The sequence below is a fragment of the Bacillus sp. AF23 genome (assembly GCF_020861455.1).
GTDB classification, from domain to species: domain Bacteria; phylum Bacillota; class Bacilli; order Bacillales; family Bacillaceae; genus Bacillus; species Bacillus halotolerans.
On record NZ_JAJHVY010000014.1, the window covers coordinates 82,970 to 99,963 of the forward strand.

At 34.8% G+C, this 16,994-nt stretch carries 18 protein-coding genes; 17 read left to right on the top strand and 1 reads right to left on the bottom strand.

Going from position 1 to position 16,994, the window contains the following annotated elements:
• Window positions 1–14 precede the first annotated feature (14 nt).
• From LNN34_RS05240 to LNN34_RS05290, 11 genes are all read left to right on the top strand, one after another.
• Window positions 15–929: a hypothetical protein gene (locus LNN34_RS05240; RefSeq protein ID WP_229042902.1), complete on the top strand. Its 915-nt coding sequence runs from the start codon at window positions 15–17 to the stop codon at window positions 927–929.
• A gap of 82 nt (window positions 930–1,011) precedes the next feature.
• Window positions 1,012–1,983 (top strand): ATP-binding protein, encoded by a 972-nt coding sequence (locus LNN34_RS05245; protein ID WP_004399537.1) that lies wholly within the window; start codon window positions 1,012–1,014, stop codon window positions 1,981–1,983.
• Between the two features lie 42 nt (window positions 1,984–2,025).
• Window positions 2,026–2,496 (top strand): hypothetical protein, encoded by a 471-nt coding sequence (locus LNN34_RS05250; RefSeq protein WP_041352045.1) that lies wholly within the window; start codon window positions 2,026–2,028, stop codon window positions 2,494–2,496.
• Window positions 2,497–2,510: 14 nt separating this feature from the next.
• The gene (locus LNN34_RS05255) at window positions 2,511–4,025 is read left to right on the top strand and encodes a replicative DNA helicase (RefSeq protein WP_229042903.1); all 1,515 of its coding nucleotides are present in this window, start codon (window positions 2,511–2,513) and stop codon (window positions 4,023–4,025) included.
• Between the two features lie 15 nt (window positions 4,026–4,040).
• Window positions 4,041–5,177 carry a hypothetical protein gene (locus LNN34_RS05260; protein ID WP_229042904.1) on the top strand — a complete coding sequence of 379 codons (1,137 nt, stop codon included), beginning with the start codon at window positions 4,041–4,043 and terminating at the stop codon, window positions 5,175–5,177.
• Window positions 5,177–6,907 carry a single-stranded-DNA-specific exonuclease RecJ gene (recJ, locus tag LNN34_RS05265; RefSeq protein WP_229042905.1) on the top strand — a complete coding sequence of 577 codons (1,731 nt, stop codon included), beginning with the start codon at window positions 5,177–5,179 and terminating at the stop codon, window positions 6,905–6,907. Before LNN34_RS05260 ends, recJ begins: the two co-directional genes overlap by 1 nt.
• Window positions 6,908–6,919: 12 nt before the next feature.
• Window positions 6,920–10,837, top strand: coding sequence for a DNA polymerase III subunit alpha (gene dnaE / locus LNN34_RS05270; protein WP_229042906.1), 3,918 nt, complete (start codon window positions 6,920–6,922; stop codon window positions 10,835–10,837).
• A 74-nt stretch (window positions 10,838–10,911) separates the two neighbouring features.
• Entirely contained in the window at window positions 10,912–11,562 is a 651-nt protein-coding gene (locus LNN34_RS05275) for a 3D domain-containing protein (RefSeq protein WP_229042907.1), read from the top strand.
• Between the two features lie 11 nt (window positions 11,563–11,573).
• The gene (locus LNN34_RS05280) at window positions 11,574–11,789 is read left to right on the top strand and encodes a YorP family protein (RefSeq protein ID WP_019712328.1); all 216 of its coding nucleotides are present in this window, start codon (window positions 11,574–11,576) and stop codon (window positions 11,787–11,789) included.
• A complete protein-coding gene (locus tag LNN34_RS05285) occupies window positions 11,782–11,937 on the top strand; it encodes a hypothetical protein (RefSeq protein WP_229042908.1) in 156 nt (51 codons plus the stop codon). Before LNN34_RS05280 ends, LNN34_RS05285 begins: the two co-directional genes overlap by 8 nt.
• Window positions 11,937–12,434: a deoxynucleoside kinase gene (locus LNN34_RS05290; RefSeq protein ID WP_229042909.1), complete on the top strand. Its 498-nt coding sequence runs from the start codon at window positions 11,937–11,939 to the stop codon at window positions 12,432–12,434. Before LNN34_RS05285 ends, LNN34_RS05290 begins: the two co-directional genes overlap by 1 nt.
• A gap of 35 nt (window positions 12,435–12,469) precedes the next feature.
• Here the strand turns inward: LNN34_RS05290 and LNN34_RS05295 are convergent, their stop codons facing one another.
• Window positions 12,470–12,769 (bottom strand): hypothetical protein, encoded by a 300-nt coding sequence (locus tag LNN34_RS05295; protein ID WP_229042910.1) that lies wholly within the window; start codon window positions 12,767–12,769, stop codon window positions 12,470–12,472.
• A 236-nt stretch (window positions 12,770–13,005) separates the two neighbouring features.
• Between LNN34_RS05295 and LNN34_RS05300 the strand changes: the two genes are divergently transcribed.
• From LNN34_RS05300 to LNN34_RS05325, 6 genes are all read left to right on the top strand, one after another.
• A complete protein-coding gene (locus LNN34_RS05300; RefSeq protein ID WP_229042911.1) occupies window positions 13,006–13,770 on the top strand; it encodes a DNA-methyltransferase in 765 nt (254 codons plus the stop codon).
• A gap of 47 nt (window positions 13,771–13,817) precedes the next feature.
• Window positions 13,818–14,735, top strand: coding sequence for a DNA (cytosine-5-)-methyltransferase (gene dcm / locus LNN34_RS05305; protein ID WP_160245160.1), 918 nt, complete (start codon window positions 13,818–13,820; stop codon window positions 14,733–14,735).
• Window positions 14,736–14,995: 260 nt separating this feature from the next.
• Window positions 14,996–15,361, top strand: coding sequence for a hypothetical protein (locus LNN34_RS05310; RefSeq protein ID WP_229042912.1), 366 nt, complete (start codon window positions 14,996–14,998; stop codon window positions 15,359–15,361).
• Between the two features lie 39 nt (window positions 15,362–15,400).
• Window positions 15,401–15,628: a hypothetical protein gene (locus LNN34_RS05315; protein WP_101860502.1), complete on the top strand. Its 228-nt coding sequence runs from the start codon at window positions 15,401–15,403 to the stop codon at window positions 15,626–15,628.
• Between the two features lie 14 nt (window positions 15,629–15,642).
• Entirely contained in the window at window positions 15,643–15,840 is a 198-nt protein-coding gene (locus LNN34_RS05320; protein ID WP_229042913.1) for a hypothetical protein, read from the top strand.
• A 187-nt stretch (window positions 15,841–16,027) separates the two neighbouring features.
• Complete coding sequence (locus tag LNN34_RS05325) at window positions 16,028–16,786, top strand: hypothetical protein (RefSeq protein WP_229042914.1); 759 nt, start codon at window positions 16,028–16,030, stop codon at window positions 16,784–16,786.
• Window positions 16,787–16,994 lie beyond the last annotated feature (208 nt).

The window sequence follows — 16,994 nt, forward strand, 5'->3', positions numbered from 1 at the left end:
GGCTGATTATTTACATGGTAGAAAACAAAACGGTATTACGCGAAGCAAATAACATTGTAACAATTGAAGGAACTTTAGCTGAAGTACGACACACTGAATGGAAAAATGGAAATGGATTAAATATTGAATTAGACATTGAGGTTGCCCCAAACGAAGTACATACAGTGAAAGGATTTTCAAAATATAAGAAAGCTGATGGCACAGATAATGCTATTGCAAAAGGGTATCAAACTATCATAAGTGATTATAAGTCCATCGCAGAACATGGGAGAGATCAAGCTGATAAAGTGAGAATCACCCAAGGTAAGATTGGATTAAACGAATATTACTCTCAAGGGATTTTAAAGGCGTACCCACAGTTAACCACTAACTTTGTAAACAGACTAGATGCTAATGAAGAATTTAATCCTAAAGCTGAATTTGATGTTGAATTGTTTGTTAAAAATGTGACTGAAGAAAAAGTTAAAGGTGAAGAAACAGGGAGAGTTAATTTAAATGGTTATATCCCTTTGTATGGCGGGAAAGTCATTCCTTTTACATTTGTAGTGACTAAGGAAGGTTCTCAATATGTTGAAAACAATTATGAAAAAGGATCTACGGTTAATGTCTTCGGAAAGATTATTAATTATAAAGAACAAAAAGTAACAACTAAAACTGCTGCATTTGGAGAAGACAAAAAAGAAATCACCTCCATTACAAAAAGGGAGTATCTGGTTACAGGTGGGAACGATCCTTATGATGAAGATAGTAAAAATGCTTTTAATCCAGAAGTAATTAAAAAAGCATTGACTGAAAGAGAGACATATCTAGAAGGACTTAAGAACGAAAGCAGCAATGAAAACAATAAAAAGTCTGGCTTTGGTGGAAGTGCTCCTAATAACAAGCCTTCAAAGCCGGTTGAAATTTCAGATGATGATCTCCCTTTCTAAAATAAAATAGATCATTAATCTAATACATAACTGGGGTGAGCTCCGACTCACCCAACAAATTCAAAATAAAAGGAGAACTATAATGGCAATCGATATTTTCAACCCACAAGTTTCTGTAGTAGCAAAAGGATTAGAAGGAAAAGTTATCACAATCTACGGTTCTAACAACTTAGGTAAAACTAAGCAAAGCACTCGGATGAAGAAACCATTATATCTGCCATTCGAAAAAGGATTAAATGCCATTGCCGGTGTCCAATTCATGCCTATCAATAGTTGGGCTGATTTTAAAAAAGTAAACAAGCAATTAACCAAAAACGCTGAAAAGGCCAAAGAGATGTATCAGACAATCATTGTTGATGAAGTAGACGCTTTTGCTAAATATGCGACTAGATATGTCTGCGAGCAATATGATGTAGAACGGATTAAAGATGGTAATGATGGGTTTGGCCTTTGGAAAGAGTATGAAACTGAAGTATGGGAAGAAATCAATAAATTAATTGGCGTAGGATTTACGGTTATTTTTATTGCTCATGCTGCTGAAGACAAAAAAGGCAAAGTATATCCGAAGGGGGATAAACGAGTTTTAGCTCCAGTAATTGATAACAGCGATATTGTTCTTTATCTAAGTTCTAATGGTGTTGATGAAGATAGAAAAGTAATCAAATCAAGTGCTTGGTTAGCTGAAACTGAAGAGCATTTTGCTCGTAGCCGATTTGATTACATTGACACATACCTTCCTGAATTTACTGCGGAAAACTTAGAAAAAGCAATTATTGAGGCAGTCGAAAGACAGGAGCAAGCAGAAGGAATTGTCGCTGTTACATACGAAGAGCAAAAACAAAACAACGCTTCAGAAGAACTTGATTTCAACTCATTAATGGATCAAATTAAAGAAATTGGCATGAAGCTTAATGAAGAAGGCCGTTTAGAAGAAGTTAATGAGATTACAGAGAAACATTTAGGTAAGGGTGTAAAAGTTACTGAGTGCAGCCGTAAGCAAGTAGGTGTCATGTCTGTAATTCTAGATGATCTAAAAGACCTTCTAGCTGAATAAAAGAGGAGGGATTATTCTCTCCTCCTTATTAGGAGTGATTATTTGGGGAGACAAGTTAAATGTCCATATTGCGAGACCAAGTTAGACAAAGACTCAGCCATTCCTTATAAAAAAAGATATTACCATGAAAAGTGTTTTAATACCTGGAAGCAAGAAGCAGATCACAGAAAAGAGTTAATTCAATACATATGCAATTTATATGGTCTTACATCTCCAACTGGCATGATGTTGAAACAAATTAAAGAGTATCAAGAGGAATATGGGTATAAGCTTAAAGGCATTGAACTAGCGCTTAGATACTTTTATGAAACTTTGGATAATCAACCCAGAGAAGGAGATGGCATTGGAATCGTTCCATTTGTTTATGATGAAGCAAAGCGGCATTACATTAGACAAAAAGCCATCCGGAAATCAGCTGAAGACCCAAAAAATCATAAAAGAGAAGAAATTACTTTGGTCATAAAAAAAGGAATGAGAAAGAAAAGAGGTCTAGTTGATATCTCAACGCTATAGGAAGGAGAATCCATTTGCTACAAGACAAACAGGCAATAATTCAAGTTTTAGGGAGCATTTTGAAAGATCCCACAATCTTGTCAGAGAGCAATAAATATAAGATAACTTCGGATGATTTTCCTTCAAGGTTTCATTCAATATTGTTTTTTGCGATGAGCAACCTATTTCATCAAGGAACTGAAGTATTGAATGAGGTTGAAATAGATGGATATCTAAAGGATTACGATATTCAGTATAAGATTTTCCATGATAATAACGGTCTTGAATATATAGAAAGAATACAAGAGTTGGCAGTTGTCGAAAACTTTGATTACCACTATAAAAGATTAAAAAAGTTTAGTCTGCTTAGAGAAATGGATGGCTTGGGATTCGATATTAAGGAAATATATGATGAATCTCTGATTGACCCAAAAGAACAGGAAAAGATGCAAGAACAGTTTGATAAGAAGTCGATTGATGAGATTTTAGCAGCTTATGAAATGAAGATTGTAGACATAAAAGAAAAATTCAGAACTTCATCTGAAAGTGTGGGAATCCAGGGCGGAGAAGGTATTAATGAATTATTGGATTCATTCGAAGAGTCGCCGGATATTGGAGTTCCATTAAATAGCGAAATGCTCACCTCAATTTTTCGCGGATCACGGAAGAAAAAGTTCTATCTGCGCTCAAGTATCACAGGTGGCGGTAAAACAAGAAACATGGTCGCTGACGCTTGTCGCTTAAGTGCAACCGAACTTTATGATCCTAAAAAGAAGGAATGGGTATCAAACCCATGGAGTGAAAGTGCTACTGTTATTTCAACAGAAATGATGGCCGAAGAATTGCAAAGCTTAGCACTTGCCTACATTAGTGGTGTAGAAGAGAAAAAAATCCTTAGAAACACAATCAATGAACAAGAAAAACAACTTGTGCGTAAGGCTGCTAAGGTTCTTCAAGAGTCTAACATATGGTTCGAACATCTGCCTGATTTTAATATTCAGGAGATTGAAAGAACAATTGAAAAAAACGTCATTAAAAACAATGTAGAGTACGTTTATTTCGATTATATTCACTCATCAGTAACCATTTTTTCAGAGATGAGCAAAAAAAGTGGTGTCAACTTGAGGGAAGACCAAATTCTTTTGCTTATGTCGGATAAGTTAAAAGGCTTATGTAACAAATACGATGTCTATATGATGAGTGCAACTCAGCTGAATGGTGATTGGAAAGAAGCATGGTTAAAAGGACAAGTAATAGATGCTTCTTACTTGAGAGGAAGTAAGGCCATCGCAGATAAAACAGATGCTGCAATGATAATTCTTCCTTTAAGTAAAAAAGAGAAGGATGCAATTGATCCAATCTTAAAAGAAGGATTTTATCCAGAGCCAAATTTTGTTACACATGTATTTAAAAATAGGGGAAATGAGTATGACAAAGCTAAAGTCTTTTCCCATATCAATATGGGCAACATGCGGATTAAGGACTGTTTCACAACAAATCTTGACAATGAACTAATCACAGTTGAGAAATTGAATATAAAAGCAGGATGAGGGGTGTAGCGCCCTTTGAAGTATGATAAAGACAGAGTAAAAGAAAGCCTGACCATTGAGGATATACATAAGATTTTAAAAGATTTAGGTAGCGAGAACAATCAGTGGGATCAACAAGGAAATCCGATTTACAGAACTGTTTGTCACAATGCTTCTGGCGGAAGCTATAAGCTGTATTACTATCATGAAGCAAAACAGTTTCACTGTTATACAGAGTGTGGAGATAATTTTGATGTATTTGAACTTGTTATAAGAGCAAAAAGCCAAAAAGGAATTAATATTTCTTTTAATCAGGCTGTCGAATATGTTGCCAAAATAGCAGGAAGAACATTTGGATTTGGGAATAGAGAGACATACATAAACAATGATTTGATCGATGACTGGGAATGGATGGGGAAGTTCAAAAAAAAGAAGAAAATACATATTGAGCTCCCCAGCTTTGATGAAACGGTTCTAGATGTATTTGTGCCTTATCCTCACCAATTGTGGCTAGGTGAGGGAATAAGTCACAAAACATTAAAAGAGTTTGAGATTGGGTACTATTTTAGACCTTATACAGAAGGGATTACCATTCCTCATCGAGATTTAAATAATAGATTGATTGGTATACGTAGGCGCTCAATGATTAAAGAAGAAGTTGATGCAGGCTATAAATATATGCCTTTAAAAGTTGGGAATACCTTATATAACCATCAAACGATGATGAATCTATATGGATTACATAAAACAAAAAACTCGATTGAAAGGTTTAAGAAAGTATTAATTTTCGAATCTGAAAAATCAGTATTAAAATGTCAAGACTTTTACGGTGAATCAAACTTTACCTGTGCTGTTTGTTCAAGTAATATTTCTAATTTTCACCGTGATATACTATTGTCTCTTGGTGTTGAAGAAGTTTTTATTGCTCTTGATAAATACCGACCACCAAAAGAACATGAAACAGAGGAGAAATATCAAGAAAAATTGGTTGAATATCAGAAGAAAATTCTAAAACTCGCAGCAAAATTTACTCCTTATGTTCGTGTGTATGTTTTGTGGGATTATGAAGACTTACTGGATTATAAGGACAGCCCAGCTGATAAGGGAAAGGAAACTCTAGAGGAGCTAATGAGAAGGAAAATTGAGATTGGCACAGATGAAGGGGGAATTTAATGGAGTATAGACTAATTGGCGACAATGATTATAATTTCGACCCTTTAGCTACTATCTTAAAAAATAGAGGCATAGAAGATCCAAAGTTGTTTGTTAATGTTGATCACAGTTCAGTTATTCATTATTCAAAGCTTAATAATATTGATAAAGCTGCAGATTGTCTTATTAAGCATTTAAAGAATAAAAATAAATTGTTTGTCCAGGTAGACAGTGATGTTGATGGATACACATCCAGCTCAATCATTATAAATTACATAAAGAAGATTTGTCCGAAAGCTAATATACATTACAGAATTCAAGATGGGAAAGAGCATGGGATTTTTATTGATACAATTCCTGATGATGTTGACTTAGTCATAATCCCAGATGCAGGTTCAAGTCAATTTGAGGAACATGAGGCTCTTAATAAGAGAGGCACAGAAATAATTGTTATTGATCACCATGAATGTGAACGAGTGTCTGAACATGCGATCGTAGTAAATAATCAACTTTCGCCTAATTATTCGAATAAAACTCTGACAGGTGCAGGAATGGCCTATAAATTTTGCCAGGCAATTGATGAAAAGCTAAATAAAAATGAAGCCGAACAATTCTTAGACCTTGTATCTATTGGTAACATTGCTGATTCGGCTGATTCAAGAAACCTTGAAACCAGGTATTTTATGAATGAAGGCTTGAAGAAAATTAAACATCCATTATTAAAGAAGCTGTTTAAGAAGCAAGAGTTTTCAACCAAGGGTGACAAGAACATACAGAATACACAGTTCTTTATTAACCCTTTAATTAACGCTGCCATTAGGGTTGGAAGCAGTGAAGAAAAAGATCAAATGATGAGAGCATTCCTCCTTTCTAAAGAAAAGGTACCCTACAAAAAACGTGGGCAAAGTGAAACTGAGCTTGTGTCAATACATGATGACACAGTTAGGATTCTAGGAAATCTAAAAGCAAAGCAGAAACGGATTGCAGATGCAGCTGGAGTGGAAATTAAAAATAGAATAGAGGAGAAAAGTTTAACAGCGAATAAAGTACTGATTGTTTACATTGAAGGAATTCTAGATAAAAGCCTAACTGGACTGGTGGCCAATCAGCTTGCAGAAGAATATAAAAAGCCGGTCTTGTTAGCCAGAAACGATCCCGAAAAAGGCAAAGAGATCTTGAGTGGCTCTATACGAGGATATGACAAAGGGTTTATAAAGGATTTTAAGAAAGAGCTTATAGATACTGGATTATTTGAGTTTGTTGAAGGTCACCCAAATGCAGCTGGCTTTGCAATTAAACGACAGAACTTAATCCTGGTGAACAAAGTGCTGAATGAAAAATTTAAAGACATAGATATCGAAGATGATATTCAGAATGTTGATTTTGAAATACCAGCAAAACGATTGAGAAAAGAATTTATCCTTCAACTTGATGGTTACAAAGACTATTGGGGTTACGAAGTTGAAGAACCATTAATAGCTATAACGGATCTTGAAATTGATGTTGAACAAATTGAGCATTTAGGGAAAAAGAATAAGACAACTGTTAAATTTAAGCATGGCGATATTGAATACATAAGATTTAAAAGTGATGAGAATTACTTTAATCAGCTTACAGAAACAAATGAAACATTAATCATTAATGTAATTGGTAAAGCAAAGGCAAATGAATACAAAGGCAAGAAAACACCTCAAATCGAGATTTATGAATTGGAGGTGGTTCGCACAAAACAAAAAGAACTTGTGTTTTAAGGGGGAATAAAGTTGATAGGATGTCACTGCCACACAGATAGGAGTAACATAAGGCTTCTAGACTCAACAAACTCAGTTAAAGAACTGCTCAAAACTGCAGTTAAGATGGAATATAAGGGGCTGGCCATAACAGACCATGAAGTCCTCTCAGCACATTTGGATGCTATTCGAACAGTTAGAGAAATGAAAAAGAAGGGGGATATGCCAGAAGATTTTAAACTGATATTGGGCAATGAAGCGTACCTAGTCGATTCTTTAGAGGAAGTTCGAGATAACTATAAATCAGGAGTGACAAAATTTCCGCATTTCTTGATGTTGGCAATTGATCCAAAAGGACATGAGCAGTTAAGAATATTGTCTTCTCAAGCCTGGAAAAACTCATTTTATACAGGAACAATGGAAAGAGTGCCGACAGTAAAAAAGGATGTAGAGGAGCTATTAAGTAAAGATCCAGGCCACATCATTGCTACCACAGCTTGCCTGGGGTCTGAGGTAAACATTCACCTGTTAAAGATAAAGGCTTTTGAAGAAACTGGTGATTCTCAGTCAATTAAGCAGCACAAACTAAAGATTCAAGAGTTTATAACTTGGTGTATAGAGGTTTTTGGGAAGGATAAGTTTTTTATCGAGCTTCAACCTGCACTGAGTGAAGAACAGATTTACTGTAACAAGAAGCTGATAGATATAGCCAACGGGTATGACTTGCAAATGATTGTTACAACAGATGCTCACTATCTAAGACCAGAAGATAGAGCAATTCATCAAGCCTTTTTAAACGCTAAAGATGGAGAAAGAGAAGTTGATTCCTTTTATGAAGCCTGTTTCGTTCAAAATGTTGATGAAATTTATGAGAGAATGGATTACATTGATAAAGAAGTCATCGATCAGGCCATAAAAAATACAATGCTCATTGGTGAGATGATTGAAGACTATACTATAGAGCACGAACCAATTATCCCTAAGATGGAGCTTCCTAACTTTAAATTAAGACATTTATTTAAACCAGCATATGATCAATATGAATATATAAAAAAGATGTCTGAATCAGCAGATGAACAAGATAGATATCTCCTTAAGTTAATTGAGGACGGGTTTGAAGAGAAATTAAAAACAAGCGAACTAACGAGAGAAGCTTTTCATAAAATATTGAACAGGATTAACGTTGAGCTGGGTGAACTTTGGGAAATCAGCCAAAAGCTGAATCAGTCTATGCCTTCTTATTACATAACAGTTAGAGAAATCATTAATATTATTTGGGATGATGAGTGTGGAGGAGATAGTTTAGTTGGGGCAGCCAGAGGAAGTGCTGCAGGTTACTTAGTTAATTATCTACTCGACAATACTCAAATTAATCCAATGCAATATGATTTACCACATTGGAGACATATACATAAATCGAGACCTGACCTTCCAGATATCGATATTGATACTGAAGGATCAAAAAGACAAAAAATTCTTAAGGCACTTAGAGAAAGGTTTGGAGACAAACGTGTTCTTCAAATTGCTACTTTTGGAACTGAGGGTTCAAAATCAGCGCTTCAGACAGCGTGTAGAGGCTTAGGAATCGATAATGATATATCCCAGTATTTAAGTGGAATGATTCCTTTTGAAAGAGGGTCTAACTGGCCATTAACGCATTGTTTTTATGGTGACAAAGAAACTGACAGGAAGCCGATTAAAGAGTTTATTAGGGAGGTTGAACAATACCCTAATCTTAAAGAAACAGCTTTAAAAATTGAAGGATTAACTAATAAGCGGTCTTCTCATGCAGCCGGAGTAATTATCTTTAACGATGAATATACAAAGTCGAATGCAATGATGAAAACTCCTAAAGGAGCTTATATTACACAGTTTAATATGGGTGACAGTGAAGCCATGGGCTCAGTAAAGTTTGATCTTCTAACGATTGAGGCTTTAGATAAGATTCGAGTAACATTAGACCAATTAATCGAGAATAAAGAAATCGAATGGCAAGGAAGCTTAAAGGAAACATACAACAAATACATCCATCCAGACGTAATTGAGTATGAGGACGATAAGCTATGGGAAATGGCTGGTAATTGGGAGATCATGGATTTGTTCCAGTTCTCAACTGAAGTTGGTCATCAATCAGTTGTCAAAGTAAAACCTAAGAACTTACTTGAAGCAGCAGTAACCAATTCTTTAATGAGGCTTATGTCAGACGGTGAAGAACAGCCTGTAGATACATATGTTAAATACAAAAATAACCTTAATAAATGGTATGAAGAAATGAGGCGGTACGGTCTAAGCGAAAAGGAAATCAGAGTAATGGAGAGGCACCTTAAGGACATTTATGGTGTTGCTGATACTCAAGAAGTGGTTATGCAGATGGTCATGGATAAAGATATAGCAAACTTTGACATTAAAGAATCAAATTATCTTAGGAAATCCATAGCAAAAAAGAAAGAAGATGTACTAAAAGAAGTGGAAGAATTGTTTTTTAAAAAAGGAAAGGAGACTGGCACTTCCGATAACCTTTTGAATTATGTCTGGAATGTTCAATTTAAAAGACAGTTCGGCTACAGTTTTAGTTTACTCCATACTTTGGCATATTCAATTATTGCGTTACAGGAATTGAACTTAAACTATCGATATAATCCTTTATACTGGAATACTGCTTGTTTAACGGTAAACAGCGGAGGAATAGATACCGAGGATACAAAAGACAACAAAAAGACAGCTGCTACAAACTACGGCAAAGTTGCTTCAGCTATCGGAAACATCAGACAAAGAGGGATTAAAATAGACCTTCCAGATATAAATAAGGCTGATTTTGGTTTTAGGACTGATATTAACAACAATTCAATTTTATTTGGACTTAAAGGAATGAATGGAATTGGAGACGATGTTATTCATCATATAGTTCTAAATAGACCATATAGTGACTTTAACGATTTTATTGAAAGAATGTTTAAGAGCGGCATTATTAAGAAAGGACAAGTAATCCAATTAATAAAAGGAGGCTGCTTTGATTCTTTTGGAGACAGGCAAGAAATCATGAAGGCCTTTATTAGCTTAATATCAGAACCGAAAAATAAACTTACGTTGTCTAATTTAAAAATGCTAATTGAAAACAACATTGTTCCTTTAGAATTTGCACAAGAAGTGAGATTCTTTCGCTTTAAAGATTACATCAGCAAAAAGGTGTACAAAACATTAAAGTCGCCAAAAGATAAACTTCTTTTATTGGATGATGTATCAGCTTCATTTTATAACCAGCATTTCAGTGAGGATAGTGTAGTCGACATGTTAAACGGGCAGCTTGTCATTTCTGAAAAAGCTTTTAAAAAAGAATATGATAACAAGATGTCTAATATAAAGTCCTGGATAACAACAGAAGAACCACTGAAGAAATTGAATGATTGTTTATTAATAAAAGAGTGGGAAAAATACGCCGATGGGTCATTAGGCAAGTGGGAAATGGATTCATTGAGCTATTATTATAATGACCATGAGCTTTCTGGTGTAAACTTTGCCAAGTATGATATTGCTGACTTTTATAAACTGCCAGCAGAGCCGGTTAAAGGTAAATCTTATCAATGGAGAGGGAAAACTCTCTATGAATATGAGACTACACGGATTATAGGCACTGTTTTAGATAGGGATAAAAACAAACATACAATTACTCTTCTAACACCTACAGGGGTGGTTACAGTTAAACAGTGGTCGGGCAGCTTTAGTCATTACAATAAACAGATTTCTAGATCAATTGGTGGCGGAAAGAAAGAGGTAGTCGAGAAATCTTGGTATACCAGAGGAACATTGCTCATGTTTACTGGTTTCAGAAGAGGTAACAATTTTATTCCGAAAGTCTACAAAAATAGCATATATAATCATACTGTCTGCAGAATAGATTTTGTTGATAATGAAGGAAATATGAGTTTGACAACAAAAAGGGAAGAAATATAGGAGGAAACCTTATCTATAAAGAAATAAAGAATAAAAATAAAATTAAATTATATACAATAAAAACTAAATGTGCTATGATAATTTTAATCCCACTGGCAACCTTTTCATACTTAAATTTTGAACAACATCATTTAGACACAGGAAACAATCATAACTCAATAAAAGAATCATTTTATGGAAAACCAAAACAAATCAACATACCACAACACAAGAATCAGGTGCTAATCAGGTTCTCTGAAGTTGTTAAGAAACAGAAAGCTAAACAAGAAAAGCGGCGAGATGATATTCTTAACGCAGCTATTATTAAACCCAAACCAGTGAAAAAGAAAAGTATCAAGAAGGGAGGTGAGGGTAAGAACAAGAATAAACAAATAAAGAATAAAAATAAAATCACTTATGGAGAAAATGATGATGCTAGGACACTAGATATCGAATTTAGCGCATATGTTGCTAACTGTACCGAAGGCTGCACCGGTCGAACCAAAACTGGTGTAGATATAACACAATCAATTTTTTACAAAGGGTATAGAGTAATAGCTACAGATCCAAGTATTATTCCACTTAACTCCGTAGTATTAATAAAAGTAGGAGGGAGTTCATTTAAGGCCATATCCATTGATACAGGTGGAGCGATTGTTGGCAATAAAGTGGACTTGCTGGTATCAAATGAACAGGATGCAATTAACTTCGGAAGACAACATGGAACGGTTTCAATTATTAATTAGGGGGTATTAAATTGCCTAAATACTGGAGTTATCCTGTTGGACTAGCTGTAGAAATTAACAATAATGCACGATATGGCTGTCCTCATCATGTTGGAAGAAAAGGAAAGATTATTGAGCATTTGCATTCAGCTACATATGACTATGCAGTTAGCGATGAAACAGGTGACATTACTTACTTTAAAGAACATGAATTAACACCACTAAAGGGAGGTTTAACTTATGTTTAAAAAAGGTCAAAAGGTAATTGTTGATTTTACAGATGAGATTGGAGCTGTTGCGAAAGTTGATTATCGATACAACCAGGTAGAAGTGAAGTTTCCTGATGGTACTTACCAGGTTGTTGGATTTCATAAAATAAGAAAGGTGGGGGATTAATGGCATTAATTATCTTGGAGGGGCCTGATTGCTGCTTTAAATCAACAGTTGCAGCAAATCTAAGCAAAGAACTAAAGTATCCAATTATCAAAGGCTCAAGCTTTGAGTTGGCCACAAGTGGAAATGAGAAGTTATTTGAACACTTCAACAAACTAGCTGACGAAGATAACGTGATTATTGACAGGTTTGTTTATTCTAACTTGGTATATGCAAAGAAATTCAAAGATTACTCGATCCTTACAGAGCCACAGCTTAGATTTATTGAGGATAAAATTAAAGCAAAAGCGAAGGTTGTATACTTACATGCTGATCCAATCATTATTAAGGAACGGTTAAGCGTACGGGGAGATGAGTATATAGAAGGAAAAGACATTGATTCAATTTTGGAGTTATACAGAGAAGTTATGAGCAGTGCAGGATTACATACATATTCATGGGATACGGGACAATGGGGCAGCGATGAGATTGTTGAAGATTTAATCCAATTGTTTGAGTAAAACAAAATAAAAAAGAGTGGATAACCACTCTTAAATTATCTAGTAACAGTTACATAATGTACCCAATAAATAACGCCATTTTTATAAACAACGACAGTTGCTTTACCAGGGCCTATTGCATTTACCATACCATATTGGTTCACTGTTAGAACGCCTTGACCATTAAGAACTTGGTACTGGTCTCCACCAATAAACATGTTAGAATCACCAACACGCATATTAGTGTAGGTCTGACCATATGTAGCTGCAGAGGCTTTTGGCGTAGCAATAGGTGAAGCAATAAATGCTCCAAAAACTAATGATAATGCTAGTAAACTTTTGATAGCTGTTTTCATGGATCATGTCCTCCTTATTTGAAAGATAAGGATAATTGTACCATAGAATAATATAGAAAAATACATAAAATGTTACAGTTTAACCAATAAGAGATATCTGACAGGAAAATTCGCATTTGATTTTTATGATTGAAAACAAAATTAAATAATAAAATATCTCTTTTATAGAGAAAGGAGAGATAGATATAAACGGAAAGGACTTAAACAAAATACATAATAATGATTGCGTTCAATTCATGAAGGGTAATATTGGTGATTGTTCTATCGACTTAACAGTGACTTCTCCTCCTTATGATGACTTAAGAAATTACAACGGGTATTCATTTAACTTTGAGGAAACTGCTAAAGAATTGTATAGAGTAACAAAAGACGGTGGAGTGGTTGTTTGGGTTGTAGGGGATAAAACACACAAAGGTTCCGAAACTGGGACGAGTTTTAGACAAGCTCTATTTTTTAAAGAAATTGGATTTAATCTTCACGACACAATGATTTACCGAAAAGAAAATCCTTTACCTCAAAACCATAACAGGTATGAGCAAGAGTTTGAATACATGTTTGTATTTTCAAAAGGGAAGCCCAAAGTGTTTAACCCTAGAAAAGAACCCTGTCGGACTGCAGGAACGAAGTACGATTACTCCAAAAGAGGTGGAGCAGCTTCTACTGAGGAAAGTAATCCTGCGGTGAGGAGAAAATCAAAATGCCTAGTTACTAAAGATGAAAAAAATAAGGGTAACATATGGGGATACTTAGTTGGAATGCATAAGAGCGCTAGTGACAAGATCGCATTTCAACATCCGGCAATATTTCCAGAAAAGCTTGCTGAAGATCACATTCTTTCTTGGTCAAATGAAGGAGACATTGTATTTGACCCATTCATGGGGAGCGGTACTACAGCCAAGATGGCTGCTTTAAATAATCGTAAATACATAGGTACGGAGATTAGTAAGGAATATTGTGATATTGCAAATGAACGTTTGAGGAATTACATAGGAACTAAATAAAAGATCAATTTTATTCAGAATAAAAATAAAATATATGGAGTGATTTAGTGAGAGTACTAAGTTTATTTGACGGAATGAGTTGCGGACAAATTGCGCTAAATAAAATTGGCATTACTAATTATGAATATTATGCTAGTGAAATCGAAAAATCGAGCATCACTGTAACACAAAGGAACTATCCTTCCACAGTTCAACTAGGCAATATTTTAGAATTAGATGAAAGTAAATTAAAAAGATTAAATAAAATTGATCTTTTGTTAGGCGGGAGTCCATGTCAGAACCTCTCTATAACTGTAGCGGATCGTGAAGAGCATTTTACAGGCTTGGCAGGGGATAAATCAAAATTGTTCTTTGAGTATGTGAGGGTGTTAAAAACAGTTAAGCCCAAGTATTTTCTATATGAAAATGTTGAGAGTATGAAAGAGAAGGACAAAGATACGATTACTAAAAACTTAGGCGTTGAACCAATAATGATTGATAGTGGACTACTTTCTGCACAAGAAAGAAGAAGATATTACTGGACTAACATTCCAAACGTTAAACAACCTAATGAAAGGCACCAGGTCTTAGCAGATATTCTTGAGGAAAATGTTGATGAAAAATATTATTACAATCTTAATTATGATTTTTATGGGCTACATAAGCGAATAGCTGCAAGGCTTGATTTATACAACTATGATATTTTACAAAGGGTATACAGCCCCCATTTTAAAGCTCCAACCTTAACAGCATGTAGAGGAGGTCATAAGCAAAAGAAAGTTATACATAATGGTAGAGTTAGAAAACTTACTCCTCTGGAATACGAGAGACTGCAAACTGTACCTGAAGGTTATACAGGAGGTGTTGCAGACGGTCATAGATACAATATGCTTGGGGACGGATGGACAGTTGATGTTATAGCTCATATTTTAAGCTACGCTGATTTTTCAGAGTCAAAAGGTGTACATACAGAAGTAGCAATTTAGATAAAATTTGTCTTTTATTTAGAGTAAAAATAATGTTACAAGGAGTGTCGAAGTATTAACAACGAGCAAATAATTGAAAGGTTTAAACAAGGTGTCGAAGATTATAGAAAGAAAATCAGAAATGGGGAAACTGACCAAGCGCAGCGTTATGTAGATTCATTAGCAGCTGAAATTGAAGCAACAGCAAACTTTATGGAAGTCCTCAAAGCTGGGAAAAAAACTATTGAGGATGAGATATCACGACAAAAAGGGGAGTGAATATGTTAGCTGATCAAGAAAAAATTGACTTGGTAAACGCTCTTGATTTTGTAGTTATTGAACCACATACACAAAGCATTTACGTAAATAACGATGAAAAGACCAAGGAAGTATTAGCTAAGGTTTTGCACACTATTTCAGTAGATGAGTATATTGAGAGCTTTAAAAAAGGGAACCTAATTGACATCTTTTCTGCAGCAATGCAAGAAGCCGGTGCGGAAGGATTTAAAGATGTCCAGTTCGTGATTATGCCAAAGAAGTATTATGTTGATCAGTGTTATGCGATGAGTAAGGAAATCGAGCGGTTAACCAAGCTAGTCAATCTATGCAATATTAAATCAAATACATATCGAGACTTGATTCATTAAATTGTTTCAAGAAAAGACGAAAGGATAAAGGGATGTTTATTGAAAAAGTATTATGTAAGGTGTAAAGACAGCAAAGGTGAAAACGCGTCTCTGGTTATAGAGGCGCTATCACCTGAACAGGCAAAAGAACAAGCATATGAAGTACATAAGGTAAGAGATATTTATAATGTAAGCCTGGGAGAAGGCACATCAAGGAATTACCTAGAGCGAAAATATTCCCCATACATAAAAAATGAAAACGGCAAAGCTATTATCATCTTTTCATAAGGGAGGACGGCTCCATGTATATATCTGATCCAATAAAAGAGACACTTGTGCAAAATATGGATCAACTTAGCAGTAAAATTGATGAGTTGTTCATTTACCTTGAAAATGAGTTGCCTTCAACAACTGAAAGGCAATGGAAAACTATAGACAAAAAATTCGGTGATGTTTTTACTAAATCTAACGAATTACAAAATTACATAAGTTGTTTATAAAGGTGAGCAATATCCCTTTGAGTTAATGACATCTGTGATACTTATTATTCAAAATCGCCTTTGTTTCTTAACAATTATTTATATGATTGGTAGCATTTATTAAAGAAAGAAGGTGATTTATGAGATTGTCTGTTTGAAAAGTATTGGTGCCAGATGAGAATTATATTTTTACAAAGGGGTTATTTTAATGAACAAGTCTTTTTATCGAACGATCTTAGCATTAGTTGCCGTATTTGTGCTGGCCTTTGCAACATTTCCTCAAAATAGTGATGCAAAGAGTACAATCTCAACAGATAATATCGACAAGGGTAAGGTAAAATCAGAAGCAGAATTTATTGCAGATCACACTATTGATGTGAGCAAAAAGACTAAGGAAAAACTTCTTTCAAAGGCAAATAAGGCAATTGAAAACGGAGACATTAAGTATCATAAATCAAACGAAAAAGTATTTGATAATGCATCAGTTAGGGCTATCAAGTATGATGATGGTACAGTAACTTATTCAGTTTCTTATTTATACGTGGACACTGAAAAAGTAGATAGAGTTAGTTCATTCAATATTTCATTTGATAGTGATATGAATATTGAAGAATACTATGAAGTTGATATGAAGAAAATCAGCAGCACTCAAAACGAAATGGCTTATTGGGTTAATGGCGTTAAGGATGAAGACAAGTCTGGTGTCTTTGAAACAGAAAACTCTTCAGAAGATCAAACAAGCTCATCTAACATGATGAGTACTCAGAGTTGGACTGGATGTGTATCAGATTGCTTAGGTGATAAGAATATTAGCCAATGGGCAATCACTGGTTTAGCTATTTTATGTGGGGCTGCATGCACAGCTGGTGTTCCAGCAACAGCAGGAACTGCTTGCTATGCTTGTGTAAATACTGCTGGTATTATTGGTGTAAATGCATTCTTTGATTGCATGGAGAAGTGTAAATGATCAATATCTTAAGTAAAATACTATTTATTTTGTCTGGTTGTGCATTGTTGATCTTTGGGATAATTTTAAAGAATGGATCAATGGCTTTTGGATTGTTTGCCTTATTCTTCATAGCGGCAATAATTGTTCGTGTATTTCATAAACGAACTGAAGACCATTAGCAGCAGCCGTATTGTACTGTAGGGGAGGAACTCTCCTACTCTTAAAA